The organism is Nocardioides potassii (assembly GCF_021648885.1).
GTDB classification, from domain to species: domain Bacteria; phylum Actinomycetota; class Actinomycetes; order Propionibacteriales; family Nocardioidaceae; genus Nocardioides; species Nocardioides potassii.
The window spans coordinates 1-12,761 of sequence record NZ_JAKJHZ010000007.1; the positions used below are offsets into that span (position 1 = coordinate 1).

Annotated in this window: 12 protein-coding genes and 2 tRNA genes; 6 read left to right on the forward strand and 8 right to left on the reverse strand. The window is 71.9% G+C overall.

Translation table 11 applies throughout. From position 1 onward, the window contains the following. The coding region (locus tag L2K70_RS10780; protein ID WP_236401846.1) for a potassium/proton antiporter at positions 1-1,265 on the reverse strand (1,265 nt) is incomplete at its 3' end. Positions 1,266-1,448: 183 nt separating this feature from the next. Here L2K70_RS10780 and L2K70_RS10785 point away from each other — a divergent pair. Genes L2K70_RS10785 through L2K70_RS10795 form a run of 3 tightly spaced genes read left to right on the forward strand, consistent with a single transcriptional unit; the run spans position 1,449 to position 4,139 of the window. Beyond that, a complete protein-coding gene (locus L2K70_RS10785) occupies positions 1,449-1,862 on the forward strand; it encodes a hypothetical protein (protein WP_236401847.1) in 414 nt (137 codons plus the stop codon). A 4-nt stretch (positions 1,863-1,866) separates the two neighbouring features. Continuing rightward, a complete protein-coding gene (locus L2K70_RS10790) occupies positions 1,867-2,811 on the forward strand; it encodes a hypothetical protein (RefSeq protein ID WP_236401848.1) in 945 nt (314 codons plus the stop codon). A 2-nt stretch (positions 2,812-2,813) separates the two neighbouring features. Then, positions 2,814-4,139: a hypothetical protein gene (locus L2K70_RS10795; protein ID WP_236401849.1), complete on the forward strand. Its 1,326-nt coding sequence runs from the start codon at positions 2,814-2,816 to the stop codon at positions 4,137-4,139. 104 nt (positions 4,140-4,243) lie between these two features. Here L2K70_RS10795 and L2K70_RS10800 read toward each other — a convergent pair whose 3' ends face one another. The 3 genes from L2K70_RS10800 to L2K70_RS10810 all read right to left on the reverse strand — a co-directional run bounded on the left by L2K70_RS10800 (position 4,244) and on the right by L2K70_RS10810 (position 6,664). Then, the gene (locus tag L2K70_RS10800) at positions 4,244-5,608 is read right to left on the reverse strand and encodes a vWA domain-containing protein (RefSeq protein WP_236401850.1); all 1,365 of its coding nucleotides are present in this window, start codon (positions 5,606-5,608) and stop codon (positions 4,244-4,246) included. Continuing rightward, on the reverse strand, positions 5,605-6,471 hold the full coding sequence (locus L2K70_RS10805; RefSeq protein WP_236401851.1) for an AAA family ATPase: 867 nt from the start codon (positions 6,469-6,471) through the stop codon (positions 5,605-5,607). Before L2K70_RS10805 ends, L2K70_RS10800 begins: the two co-directional genes overlap by 4 nt. A 108-nt stretch (positions 6,472-6,579) precedes the next feature. After that, positions 6,580-6,664 (reverse strand) — tRNA-Ser (locus tag L2K70_RS10810). A gap of 56 nt (positions 6,665-6,720) precedes the next feature. Here L2K70_RS10810 and L2K70_RS10815 point away from each other — a divergent pair. The 3 genes from L2K70_RS10815 to L2K70_RS21150 all read left to right on the forward strand — a co-directional run bounded on the left by L2K70_RS10815 (position 6,721) and on the right by L2K70_RS21150 (position 7,684). Beyond that, complete coding sequence (locus tag L2K70_RS10815) at positions 6,721-7,182, forward strand: hypothetical protein (protein ID WP_236401852.1); 462 nt, start codon at positions 6,721-6,723, stop codon at positions 7,180-7,182. Between the two features lie 107 nt (positions 7,183-7,289). Then, positions 7,290-7,383: transfer RNA gene (locus L2K70_RS10820), tRNA-Ser, on the forward strand. Positions 7,384-7,555: 172 nt separating this feature from the next. Continuing rightward, positions 7,556-7,684, forward strand: a complete 129-nt coding sequence (locus tag L2K70_RS21150; protein ID WP_268930480.1) for a hypothetical protein — start codon at positions 7,556-7,558, stop codon at positions 7,682-7,684. 205 nt (positions 7,685-7,889) lie between these two features. On the opposite strand, the gene L2K70_RS10825 is transcribed toward L2K70_RS21150, so the two are convergent. The 4 genes from L2K70_RS10825 to L2K70_RS10840 all read right to left on the reverse strand — a co-directional run bounded on the left by L2K70_RS10825 (position 7,890) and on the right by L2K70_RS10840 (position 12,723). Then, the gene (locus L2K70_RS10825; RefSeq protein WP_236401853.1) at positions 7,890-8,894 is read right to left on the reverse strand and encodes a TrmB family transcriptional regulator; all 1,005 of its coding nucleotides are present in this window, start codon (positions 8,892-8,894) and stop codon (positions 7,890-7,892) included. A gap of 152 nt (positions 8,895-9,046) precedes the next feature. After that, complete coding sequence (locus tag L2K70_RS10830) at positions 9,047-10,894, reverse strand: phosphoenolpyruvate carboxykinase (GTP) (RefSeq protein WP_236401854.1); 1,848 nt, start codon at positions 10,892-10,894, stop codon at positions 9,047-9,049. 178 nt (positions 10,895-11,072) lie between these two features. Continuing rightward, positions 11,073-11,297 carry a hypothetical protein gene (locus tag L2K70_RS10835; RefSeq protein WP_236401855.1) on the reverse strand — a complete coding sequence of 75 codons (225 nt, stop codon included), beginning with the start codon at positions 11,295-11,297 and terminating at the stop codon, positions 11,073-11,075. 1 nt (position 11,298) lies between these two features. Then, positions 11,299-12,723: a glycosyltransferase family 2 protein gene (locus L2K70_RS10840; protein WP_236401856.1), complete on the reverse strand. Its 1,425-nt coding sequence runs from the start codon at positions 12,721-12,723 to the stop codon at positions 11,299-11,301. Between the last annotated feature and the right edge of the window lie 38 nt (positions 12,724-12,761).

The window sequence follows — 12,761 nt, forward strand, 5'->3', positions numbered from 1 at the left end:
GGTTGCTCCCCCTGCTGGCGGGCGCCCCCCCCCCGGTCGTGGGGGGCGGCCTCGACGTCGAGTCCGCGCGGCTGGTTGCGGCGTGCGACCTTCAACCGCTCGGCGACCCACGGCAGGGTCGGGCCGGTCAGCAGCGTGTAGACCACGACCATCACGAAGACGATGTCGAACAGGTCGTCCGCGCCGTCCACGCCCTCGGCGAGCGGGATCGTGGCGAGGACGATCGGCACCGCGCCGCGCAGCCCGGCCCACGAGATGAAGCCGAGGTCGCGCAACCCCATCGGCTGCGCGATGCTGCTGGCCAGCACCGACAGCGGACGCGCCACGACCGTCAGCACGAGCCCGGTCACCACGGCCTGCACGACCGTGCCGCCGTCGATCCGGCCGGGCGACAGCAGCAGGCCGAGCATGACGAAGAGGCCGATCTGGGCGAGCCAGGCGATCCCCTCCGCGAACGACCGGGTCGCCACCCGGTGGGGGAGCTCGCTGTTGCCGAGGATCAGCGCGGCGACGTAGATCGCGGCGAAGCCCGACGCGTGCACGGCCGACGCGGCGCCGTACGCCGTGAACGCGAGGCACAGCACCGCGAGGGGGTAGAGGCCCGAGGACGGAAGTGCGACCCGGCGCATCACCCACCCGCCGGCGATGCCCGCGGCGCCGCCGATCATGGCACCGGCGGCCAGCTCGAAGACGATGATCCCGGCGACCTCGACGAGGCCGTGGTCGCCGACCGCGCCCGTCGAGATGATGCCGACCAGCACGACGGTCGGGGCGTCGTTGAGCCCGGACTCGGCCTCGAGCGCCCCGGTCAGGCGCTTGGGCAGCGGCAGCGCGCGCAGCACCGAGAACACGGCGGCGGCATCGGTGGGCGAGCAGATCGCCCCGAGCAGGATCGCGAGCTCCCACGGCAGCCCCAGGAGGTAGTGGGTGCCGACCGCCACGACCGCCACCGAGACGGCGACGCCGAGGGTCGCGAGCGACAACCCCAGCCGGATGCTGGGGCGCATCTGCCGCCAGTCGGTGGTGAGGCCACCCTCGGCCAGGATGATCGCCAGCGCGCCGAACCCGAGCGCGTGCGCGAGCTGCGCGTCGTCGAAGGGGATCGCGAACGGGCCGCCCTCGCCGAGGAGCACGCCGATGAGCAGGTAGATGAGCAGCGACGGGAGGCCCGCGCCGGCCGACACCCGGACGGCGAGGATCGCCGCCAGCGTCACGACAGCGCCGACCAGCACGAACAGGTCGAGCTGGTGGACGTCGAAAGTCATGCAACCTCGTGCAGTCGGGCGAGCGCGGACCGGGCCTGGGTGGACGGGGTACCCGAAGGGCCTCGATCCTATCGTCGGCGAGGTGCCGACCCGGCCGCTGTCCGAGGCGCGACGATGCCCTGGACGCCACGTTTGGGGCGCGGCCGTGGAGGGTAGACGACCACCGACGAAGGGGTGTGATCGATGTACGGCGACACTGCCGCCGGGCGCAAGCGGGCGGCGCAGCTGCGCGAGCAGGCCGGCGACGTCCGGGCCCTCGCCGCCCGTCTCGTGTCGCAGGCCGAGGCCGTCCCGTGGCACGGCAAGGCCGCCGAGGCGATGCGTGAGCGGATCCGCGAGCGGGCCAGCCACCTGCGGACCGCCGCCGCCCAGCACGACACCGCCGCCGAGTCGCTGACCGCCCACCTGACCGAGGTCGACCGGCTCAAGGAGGCGATCGAGGCCCGGTCCCGCAAGGCCACGACCCTCGTCGAGGACGCCCGCACCCGCGCGAGCGAAGGCGCTCCTGCCGACGACGCCGACGCCGTCCTCGTCGCGTTCGACCCTCCTCCCAGCGGCCACCGCGACTGGCTGACCGTCGAGCTCCCGGGACTCTGACATGGTGACCATCGACCTGACCACGCCGCCCGCCCCACCGACGAGCTTCCTCGACGCCACGGCCCGGCGCCTCGCGCTGACCCTGCCCGAGCTGCGGCTCGTCGCCGAGCTGGCCGGGGGTGCGCCCCTCCCCTTCGACCTCCAGCCCACCGAGGACGCGAGCGGCAGCGAGGGAGCGCTGTCCGGGCGCCTCGGGGCCAGCCGCGGCTCGACCGAGGACTCGGCCTACACCGACGCGCTCGGCACGCTCCACGACCCGGACGACTCGTTGCGCCGCCGTGGCCTGCTCACCGACGAGGGCGCGGATGCCGGCCTCCTGGGCGCCGTCGGCCTGCTCGCCACGCCGCGGCTCGCCCTCGACGTCGACGTGGCCGCCGGGTCCACCCAGGTGAAGGCCTGGCACCGCCAGTCCGGCGGCGCGGTCGCGAGCCTGTCGACCTGCGACGGGATCGTCTTCGAGATCGCGTGGTTCCCGGTCGACCAGTGGACCGTCGAGCTGGCCCGCGTGACCACGGTCCCCGAGGACCTGCCGCTGACCACCTCGCGCGTCCCCGCACTGCTCGACGTCCCCTACGCGCTGGCGGACTCCGTCGGCGAGGCCGTCCGGTCCGGACGCTCCGACCTCGTGCCGGTCCTGATGTCCCAGGCCGAGGGAGAGGTCCGCGCCGACGGCGAGGTGCTCGGCGAGGCCGACGCCACCGCTGCCGTGTCAGCGGTGCACGCGGAGAGCCGCGGCCGGCTGCGCATCCTCGCCGCCGAGGTCGCGGAGGGCGCCACCTCGTCGGTGGGGGTGGTGTCATGGGTCCTGCTCCAGGACGGCTGGCACTCGCTCACCCCGCGCCACGACGACGGCGCCCGGGTCTCGGTCGCGCTCGTCCGGCCCGACGACCTGGCCACGGAGCTCGCGCCCGTGCTCGCGCAGGTCTCGACCACGGAGGCCGCACGATGACGATGGACATACCCCGGACCACCCCCAGCGACGCCTCGGACGCGCCGGCCTCGTCGGCGTCCGTCGCGGCCGACAAGTACGACCAGATGCTGGCGCTCGCCGACCTGTTCGACGCCTCCGGCAACGAGATGCGCACCCGTGCCCGCCTCGGCAGCGACATCCTCGCCGACGACGACGTCGTCGAGTCCGGCGAGCTGTCCAAGGCCACGTGGGGCCAGGCGGAGGAGGACATCCGCGCCGCCCTCACCGGCAAGCACGGACTGCTGACCCGCTCGGTCGAGCTGGACGCCGACGCGCTCGTCGTACGCGCCACGGTGCTGACCTACCGGTGGATCGACGAGCTCCAGCAGGCGGCCTACAAGACGCTCGGCTCGATCGCGGGCCGCGCCATCGGCTACCTCGCCCCCGAGGTCGCGCTCGGCGGCGCCATCGTCAGCGCCGGCCTCATCGAGACCGACGCGCTGGACCGTGACGGCGTCGCGGCCTACCTGAGCGATCTCGCCGACAACAACCCCGAGCTCATGGAGCACCTCTCGGGAGGCGGCGGCCTGCTCGACGGCCTCCACATGCGCTCGCTGCTCACCGCCGGCGTGCTGGCCTCCGACCAGGGCGCGAACGCGGCCCGCGGCGGCCTGCGCGCGATCGGTGTCGCCCCGTTCCCGACCGACGCCGTGTCGGCCTTCCGCGACTCGGCGGGATCGTTCGTCGAGGCGGAGACGCCCGAGCCCGACGCCGCCTCGGGCGAGGCCCAGGCTCCCCGCTCGCTGGAGGAGCTGATCGCGACCCTGCTCGCCGAGGACAGCAGGATCTCGGTGCAGCGGGTCGGCGCCGGTCGCTACATCGCCTACCTCCCGGGTTCCCTGAGCAGCGAGCCCGGCAGGCTGCGCCTCGTCGGCGCCGACCCGACCACCTCGGTCGGGCAGGTGGTCCGCGCGATCGAGAAGGTCGTGACCGAGGACGACGCCCGCGTCATGCTCGTCGGCTCGGCCGCCGGCGGCACGGTCGCGGCCGAGATCGCCGCAGCCGCGAGCTCGCCACGCTTCGTCGTGGACCAGGTCGTAACGGCGGGTGCGCCCTCCTCGCAGGTGCCGCGGATCCCCGACGCCACCCGCGTCCTGTCGCTCGAGGACCGCTCCGACCCGGTCGCCCTGCTCGGATCGCTGATCAACGCCTCGAGCGCCAACCGCGTCACCGTCGTCCTCGATGGCGGCTCCGCTCCGGGCTCGCAGATGTACGTCGCCGGCGCCCGTGCCGTCGACAGCGCCGAGCACCCTGAGCTGAGGGCCGAGATCACCCGGATGCAGGACCTGGGCTACCTCGCCGGCTGAGGCCTGGACCGCTGGCCGAGGAGGTCGCGCAGCGACCGTCACGAGACCGAGGTCAATGGTCTCGTGACAGGGCTTCGTCCTTCCTCGACCATCGACGATCCGCTTCAGACGATCTCGTGCACGAACTCCCCGAGCTGGGCGAGGTTGCGGCACTCCACCATCGGCACGACCCTGCCGTACTGGTCGGCCGCGCTGTCCCCGGTGCCCCAGTGGCGGGGGTGCTCGGGATTGAGCCACCACGCGTGGCGGGCCCGACCGGCGAGGTCGGCGAGCACGGGCAGGGCGAGGTCGCTGTAGTTGGACCGGGCGTCGCCGAGCACGAGCAGCGACGACCGCGGGGTGATGGCGTCCGAGTGCTGCTCGGCGAACCGGGTGAGCGCCCGCCCGTAGTTCGTCCGTCCCCACAGCGCGGCGTGGGAGATGCTCGCCGACAGCGACTCCATCACCTCGACGACGTCGGCGCCAGGCCGGAAGGTGTCGCTCACCTCGACGACGTCGTCGACGAAGGTGAAGGCCCGCACGCCCCCGAACGCCTCCCGGAGGGCGAAGACCAGCATCAGCGTGAACTGCGCGAAGTTCGCCACCGACCCGCTCACGTCGCACAGCACCACGAGGTCGGTGCGGTGCGGACGCCGCGGCCGGTGGTGCGTCGTCAACGGCACCCCGCCGGTCGCGATCGACGCGCGCACCGTGCGTCGTACGTCGAGCGGGCCGCGGCGCACCGCGTGCTGCTCCTTGGTGAGGCGGGCCGCCAGCCGGCGGGCGAGCGGGTAGACCTCGCGCCGCATCTCCTCCAGGTCGCTGCGCCGCGCTGCGGTGAAGTCGAGCCGGTCGATGGTCGGGCGCACCGTCACGTCGACGACGTGCTCGGGGCCCTTCTCCTCGGCGATCCGGCGACGGGCGTCACCCTCGACGAGGCGGGTGAAGTCACCGATGCGCCGCCCCGCCGTCCGTTCCGCCCGCTCGGCGTCCAGCCCGCCGGCCAGGAGGCCCTGCACGAGCCGGTCCATCAGCTCGGCGGGCGACACACGCTGGAGGGAGGTGTACGCCGACCAGCTCGACAGGCCCGGCCCGCGTCCCGGCATCGCGCCGAACCTGGCGACCGCCTCGACTGCAAGGTCCTGCAAGGCCTGCTCGTCGCCGGACGCGAGCGCCTCGGCCAGGGCCTCGCGGAAGCGTGCGAGCTCGGGACCGGTGTCGGGCGGTCCCTCGAGGGCCGGCGCGTCCTCTCCGGCGACCCCACCGCCGATGAGCCGGGGGTAGTAGATGTCGAAGACCGCGTCGAAGGTGACCCGCTGCGGCTGGCGCTTCACCAGCGTCGCGGCGTACGCCGCGCGCACGGTCTCGCGGTCGTGCCAGCGCACCTTCTCGAGCGCACTGATCGCGTCGAGCGCCTCGGCCAGCGACACCGACAGGCCCGCCGAGCGCAGCGCCTCGACGAAGCCGATGTGGGTGTCGAGAAGCGTCATCGCAGGAGCTTGAGCTCCTTGGTCGCGCGCTGCTGGTCGGAGGCGTGCTTGAGCACGACGCCGAGGGTGCGCGCGACGGTCGCCTCGTCGAGGTCGCCGATCTGGAGCGCGATCAGCGTGCGCGCCCAGTCGACGGACTCCGCGATCGACGGGGCCTTCTTGAGCTCGAGCTCGCGCAGGCGTACGACGACGTCGACCAGCTGCGCGGCCACCTTGTCGTCGATCCCCGGCACCTGGCTGGTGACGATCGCCCGCTCGCGCTCGGCGTCGGGGTAGTCGAGGTGGAGGTAGAGACAGCGGCGCTTGACCGCCTCCGACAGCTCGCGACTGGCGTTGGAGGTCAGCACCACGAAGGGCCGGCGGGTCGCCGTCACCGTGCCCAGCTCGGGGATCGTCACCTGGAAGTCGCTGAGCACCTCCAGCAGCAGGCCCTCGACCTCGACGTCGGTCTTGTCGACCTCGTCGACGAGCAGCACGGTCGGCCCGTCGCGCCGGATGGCGCTCAGGAGCGGGCGGGTGAGCAGGAACTCCTCGGTGAAGATGTCGTCGTGGGTCTCGCTCCACGCCGCGTCCCCGCCACTCGCCTGGATCCGGAGCAGCTGCTTCTTGTAGTTCCACTCGTAGAGCGCCCGCGCCTCGTCGAGCCCCTCGTAGCACTGCAGCCGGACCAGCTCCGCACCCGCCGCCCGCGCCACCGCCTTGGCCAGCTCGGTCTTGCCGACGCCGGCCGGGCCCTCCACCAGGAGGGGCTTCTCGAGCGCGCCCGCGAGGTACGCCGTCAGCGCGGTGGCGTCGTCGGTCAGGTAGCCCGCGGCACCCAGCCGCGCCGCAGCGTCGTCCGCGGACTCGAACCAGGTCGTCACCCGCGCGAGCCTATCCGCCGCTGTAACGCCGGGTTATGAGCTGTACCCACCCCGGAGGAACGTAGGGGGTAGAGCACCTAACCCGGCGTTACAGCACCTTCCGGCCCGCAGAGAGGGCGGGATTCGAACCCGCGGTAGGTCTCCCTACGACCGCTTTCAAGGCGGTTCCGATCGGCCGCTCCGGCACCTCTCCTCGTGCCGCGCCGAGGCGCCGCACACCGCGGGACTCTACCGTGGGAAAATCGGCGGGTGAGCACCGAGACCGTGACCGTGCACCGCCTCGCGCCCGCCGTCGCGGCGCGCCTGCTGGGGCTGGTGCTGTGCGCGGTCGCCGTACTGATCCTGCTCAGCACGGTGGCGATCGCGGTCCTCGACCTGCACACGGTGTTCCTCCTGGTCCCCGTGGCCATCACGGTCGCGGTCCTCGTCGCGAGCTGGTGGGTCTGGCGCGAGAAGGGCTGGGTCGCGCGCTTCACCGGCGAGGGCTACCGGGTCCGGTGGGTCCGCGGCGTCGGTACGCCGTCCGCGCGCTGGAAGGACGTGGAGGATGCCGTGACGACGACCATCGCCGACTCCCCGGTGGTCGTGCTGCGGCTGCGCGACGGGCGTACGACCACGATCCCCGTCGAGGTGCTCGCGACCGACCGGGAGGAGTTCGTGCGCAACCTCCAGCGCCACCTCCGCGACGGCCAGGGCCTCCGCCCGCTCTGACCAGCACGGCCCCGCCGGGCGCCGGGACTCGCGCATCCGGCGGGCTGATTCGGCGCACCCGCACCGGGCCTTGTAACCTTCTGTGCGCCCGGCCCACAGCCGGGCATGGAGGCGTCGCCTAGTCCGGTCTATGGCGCCCGCCTGCTAAGCGGGTTTGGGGCTAAAACCCCATCGAGGGTTCAAATCCCTCCGCCTCCGCCAGTGTGACCGGCCCCCCATCCGGGTGTGGGGGCCGGTCCCTCGAGCGTGGGATCAGTTGCATGATCCTGCAATGCACAGACCTGCAGCAGCATCGCACTGACGCTGTCGCGGGGCATGGGCGAGAATGGATCGGTCATCCCCTGTGACACATGACTATGAGGTGAAACCCCCAATGACCCCTGTACGCCGCATCGCCGCCGCCGCCCTCGTGGCCACCCTCGGCCTCGGATTCGTCGGCATCGCCAGCGCACCCGCCAACGCCGACTTCACCTGGGGCGGCAAGGTCAGGATGAACCCCTGACACCAGCGCGTGCGATGATCAGCCCGCAGTGAAGAAGCCGGGACACGGACCCCTCAACCCCCCACGAGTTCTGGTCCGGCGGCCGCCCCCACCGGCCCGTCCCGGCACGAGGGCAGCAGCTCGTCGAGCTGCTGCCCTCGCCTCATTTCCACGGCGCACCTCTGCCGAGGGCCGCCGAACGGCGTCGGGGTGCACCGAACGGGGCTCAGCCCGTCGGCTCGTCCGTCTCGCGACCGGACACGCCCCGCTTGCCCATCTCGTAGCCGAGCTGGAAGCGCGTCTCCACCTCGAACTCGTTCTTGAGGTCCGCGACGTAGGCCGCGTAGGTGCGCGGACTGACCCCGAGCCGCTTGGCACCTGCCGGGTCCGCCCGGCCCTCGAGCAGCATCCGGATGGTCATCGCCCGCTGCTCGGCGGCGATGTCGCGCATCAGGGAGCTCTCGTTGCTCGTGAACGGCCTGGCCCGCTCCCAGTGCCGCTCGAACATGTCGACGAGGTAGGCCACCATCGACGGGTCGCTGATCACCATCGCCACCTCCACGCCCTCGTGGCTGGGGATGATCGCGACGCGTCGGTCGATGACGATGAGGCGGTTGAAGAACTCGTCCAGGGTGCGCACCTCGGCCCCGGCGGCGGTGACGGCCGCGACGTACTTGCGCGTGTCCACGCCGCGACGGGCGGCGTGCTGGTAGAGCGTGCGCATCCTGACCCCGCGCGACAGCAGCGCGACCGCCCGCGCGGTCACCTCGGGGAGCTGCTTGATCCCCCGCCGGTCCTGCGGCTGGGCCGTGAGGATCTCCTCCTCGGAGTCGGCGACCATCGAGAGGAGCACCGTCTGGATCGTGCTGACCCCCCGGATCTCGGCGAAGGGACCACCGACCGCGCTCGGGGAGCGGCGCCACGCGTGCGACAGGGAGCTGAAGGCCTGCGCCCAGTGCGCCGACTCGGCGATCAGCTCGGCGCCCTGCTGGCCGAGCGGGGCCACCACCTGCGCCTGGACGGCGGACGGGTCGACCGCGCGCCAGTGGGTCTCGTCGTCCCCCTTGCTGACCAGCCCGACCTCGACGAGCAGCGCGAAAGCCTCGTGGAGCTCGCCGCGCTCACCGATGCGGGGGTCGCCGGCGCTGATGCCGCCGGCGTTGACGATCTCCTCGTAGAGCGGGCTGGACTGCTCCTCGAAGACCGCGCGCTGGTGCTGCCCGAAGGGCACGGCTCACCTCCCACGTTCCCACGAGACCGACGTGAGGATGGTGCCACACGCTCCCCAGCCGTCCGGCCCGAAACCGTGCGGGAGCACGTCGACCCGCCGCCCTCGCACGAGGGAGGCGGGTCGACGGTGGCCCGGGGCTGGGCAGCGGACGATCAGCCGTCGAGGCGCGCCTTCAGGGTGTCGAGCTCGCTCCACAGCACGGCGGGGAGGTCGTCTCCGAACTTCTCGAACCACTCCTCGATCTGCGGGATCTCGGCCCTCCACTCGTCGGCGTCGACCGCGAGGGCCGCGGCGACCTGCTCCTCGGTGAGGTCGAGCCCGTCGATGTCGAGCGAGCCCGGGGCGGGCACGTGGCCGACCGGGGTCTCGACCGCGGCGGCCTGGCCGTCGAGGCGCTCGATGACCCACTTGAGGACACGGCTGTTCTCGCCGAAGCCCGGCCACAGGAAGTCGCCGTCCTCGCCGCGGCGGAACCAGTTGACGTAGAAGATCTTCGGCAGCTTCGCGGCGTCGTTGTCCTTGCCGATGCCGACCCAGTGGCCGAAGTAGTCGCCGGCGTTGTAGCCGATGAAGGGCAGCATCGCCATCGGGTCACGGCGTACGACGCCCACGGCGCCGACGGCCGCCGCGGTGGTCTCCGAGGAGAGCGTGGCGCCCATGAAGGTGCCGTGGTTCCAGTCGCGGGCCTCGGTGACGAGGGGGATCGTCGTCTTGCGGCGACCGCCGAAGAGGATCGCGTCGATCGGCACGCCGCGCGGGTCGTCGTACTCGTCGGCGAGGATCGAGCACTGCTTGATCGGGGTGCAGTAGCGGCTGTTGGCGTGGCTGGACAGCTCGTCGCTGTCCGGCGTCCACGGCTCGCCCTTCCAGCTGGTGGCCTCGGCCGGCGTGTTCTCCAGGCCCTCCCACCACACGTTGCCGTCGGGGGTGAGGGCGACGTTGGTGAAGACCGAGTTGCCCTTGCGGATGGTCTCCATCGCGTGCGGGTTGGTGTGCTCGTTGGTGCCGGGCGCGACGCCGAAGAACCCGAACTCCGGGTTGACCGCCCACAGGCGGCCGTCCTCGCCGATGCGCATCCACGCGATGTCGTCGCCAATTGCCTCGACGGTCCAGCCGGGGATGGTCGGCTTGAGCATCGCCAGGTTGGTCTTGCCGCAGGCGCTGGGGAAGGCCGCGGCGACGTACTTCGTGACGCCCTGCGGAGAGGTGAGCTTGAGGATGAGCATGTGCTCGGCGAGCCAGCCCTCGTCGCGCGCCATCACCGAGGCGATGCGCAGCGCGTAGCACTTCTTGCCGAGCAGCGCGTTGCCGCCGTAGCCCGAGCCGAAGCTCCAGATCATCCGCTCCTCCGGGAACTGGACGATGTACTTGGTGTCGTTGCACGGCCACGCGACGTCGGCCTGGCCGGGCTCGAGCGGCATCCCGACCGAGTGGAGGGCGGGGACCCACTGCGGGTCCTCGCCGGCGGCCTCGAGCTCCTCGATCCGGCGCAGCACGTCGGTGCCCATCCGCGCCATGACCCGCATGGAGACGGTGACGTAGGCCGAGTCGGTGACCTCGATGCCGAACATCGGCTTCTCGGCGTCGAGGTGGCCCATCACGAACGGGATGACGTACATCGTGCGCCCCCGCATGCAGCCGGCGTAGAGCCCGCGCATGAGCTCCTTCATCTGCTCGGGGTCCATCCAGTTGTTGGTGGGCCCGGCGTCGCGCTCGGCACGCGAGCAGATGTAGGTGCGGTCCTCGACGCGTGCCACGTCGGTGGGGTCGGACGCCGCGTGGAACGAGTTCGGCATCACCTCGGGGTTGAGGCGGGTGAAGGTGCCGGTGGCCTCGAGGGAGGCGGTGAGCTCGGCCCACTCCTCGTCCGAGCCGGTGCACCAGTGGATGCGGTCGGGCTGCGTGAGCTCGGCGACCTCGGTGACCCAGGCGAGGATCCCCTCGTGGGTGGTGGGAGTGCTGTCCGAGAGCGTCGTCTGCGAATCGATCGTTGCGGTCATGGGCGTGTCCTTCAGCGTGCGGGGCTTCTGGTTCGCGCGGCCTCGTTGTCGGCGACTTGCGCGGGACGCTAGCCCTTGTGAAGGGGTGCACATATTGGATCGTGCCAAGGGTTGTGACGTGGATCTCGCTACTTCGGCGTATGCCAGTTCCGACGATTTTCGGCGGAACTGCACGGGCTCAGACGGGCGCTCCGGGGTCGATGCTGCGGGTCTCGGCACGGCGGTTGCGGTTGCCGAACCAGTCGCGGACGTAGACCTTCGGCAGCACCTTGGCGACGGCGAGGGTCACGTAGGCGATCGTGTTGATGGCAACGAAGGCCGCCAGGACGGCGAACGACTGGTCGCGCAGCAGGCCCTCCGGCAGGAGGATGCCCATCGGCAGGACGGTCTCGATCGCGGCCATGTCAGACCTCCACCTTGTGCGTGCTGGGCTGGACGACGTGCTTCCACGTCGCCTGTCGGGCAAGCGTCAGGTCCCAGATGCCCTTGAGGTAGACGACGTTGAGGAACATCGCGTAGCAGAGCTCGGGGAACAACGACAGCCCGAGCAGCCGTGCCTTCGGCCCGCCCCGCCACACGGTGACGACCCGCTCGAGGGTGAAGACCGTGCCGATGCCGAGCCAGAAGGGGAACCACACCCACGTGGACGTCGCCAGCACCATCAGGAGGATGAGCAGCAGGTACGCGCCCAGGGCGATCACCCCGTAGCCGATGCCGAGCTGCTGCATCCAGTAGCGGAAGGTCTGGGTGCGCACGCCGTACGCCCCGAGGTTCTCGAGCGCACCCCGCTGCCACCTCAGTCGCTGCGCCCACAGCGCGCTCCAGGTCGGCATCACCTCGGTGACGACCGTGCACTCGCGCGGGGAGATCATCAGGGCCCCGAGGCACTTGAGCGCCAGCGTCAGCTCGTTGTCCTCGGTGAGGGCGACGGTGTCGTAGACGTCCCCCGGTACGCCCGGGAGGAGCTTGCCGCGCTCCTCGGCCACCGCCCGCAGCGCCCGCGGGCGGAAGACCGACGCGGTGCCGGTGAGCACGAACACGCGGCCGCGACGACGGCGCAGGTCGCGCTGGTAGCGGGCGTACTCGTTGCGCTGGAACTGCCCGATCAGGCCGAACCCGTCCTCGCCGTAGAAGAGCCCGCCCACTGCCATCAGCGCGCGGTCGTCGGTGAGCCGCTGGGTCGCGCCCTCGAGGAAGCCCGGGTCGAGGCTGGTGTCGGCGTCCATGACCATCACGCAGTCGTTGTCGCCCTGGCCGGGGAGGAGCGCCGCGAGCGCCTGGTTGAGGGCACCCGCCTTCTTGTGGGTGTTGGCCACCGTCTCGAAGACGTCCACGCCGGCCTCACGGGCGAGCTCGACCGTGCGGTCCGTGCAGTTGTCGGCGACCACGATGATGCGCGCCGGTGGCATGGACTGCGAGACCAGCGAGGACAGGGTCTCGGCGATGCACCCCTCCTCGTTGTGGGCCGGGATGAGCACCGTGATCGTGACCGGTCCGGCGAACACCCCGCGCGTCTCGGCCATGACCAGCTTGGGGGCGAGCGGCATCCGGTCGCCGTCCTCGGAGCGCCGTGCGCTCGTGAGGAGCCGGCGCTCGAGCCCGGCGACGCCCGCTGCCAGCAGGAGGGCCACCCCCATCGCGGCGAGCAGCACCTGCCGGGACGGCATCTCGGTGTCGTAGAAGACCTGCCAGACCCCGAAGAGCACACCCTGCTCCGGGTCGTCGCTCCCCCGGGCGCCGCCGGCGGACACGCCGACCCACAGGGCGACGGCCCCCAGCGCGGCCGTGCCGATGATCGCCAGGCCGACTGCGCGCTGCATCCACTGCATCTGGTGTGCCTCCTTCCGGTGCCTGCGGGACAGGACCT

Excerpts from the sequence above, each read along its gene's own strand:
- L2K70_RS10840 (WP_236401856.1), bottom strand. The coding sequence starts at position 12,723 with ATGCAGTGGATGCAGCGCGCAGTCGGCCTGGCGATCATCGGCACGGCC.
- L2K70_RS10800 (WP_236401850.1), bottom strand. The coding sequence starts at position 5,608 with ATGACGCTTCTCGACACCCACATCGGCTTCGTCGAGGCGCTGCGCTCG.
- L2K70_RS21150 (WP_268930480.1), top strand. The coding sequence starts at position 7,556 with ATGACCCCTGTACGCCGCATCGCCGCCGCCGCCCTCGTGGCCACCCTC.
- L2K70_RS10835 (WP_236401855.1), bottom strand. The coding sequence starts at position 11,297 with ATGGCCGCGATCGAGACCGTCCTGCCGATGGGCATCCTCCTGCCGGAG.
- L2K70_RS10785 (WP_236401847.1), top strand. The coding sequence starts at position 1,449 with ATGTACGGCGACACTGCCGCCGGGCGCAAGCGGGCGGCGCAGCTGCGC.
- L2K70_RS10795 (WP_236401849.1), top strand. The coding sequence starts at position 2,814 with ATGGACATACCCCGGACCACCCCCAGCGACGCCTCGGACGCGCCGGCC.
- L2K70_RS10830 (WP_236401854.1), bottom strand. The coding sequence starts at position 10,894 with ATGACCGCAACGATCGATTCGCAGACGACGCTCTCGGACAGCACTCCC.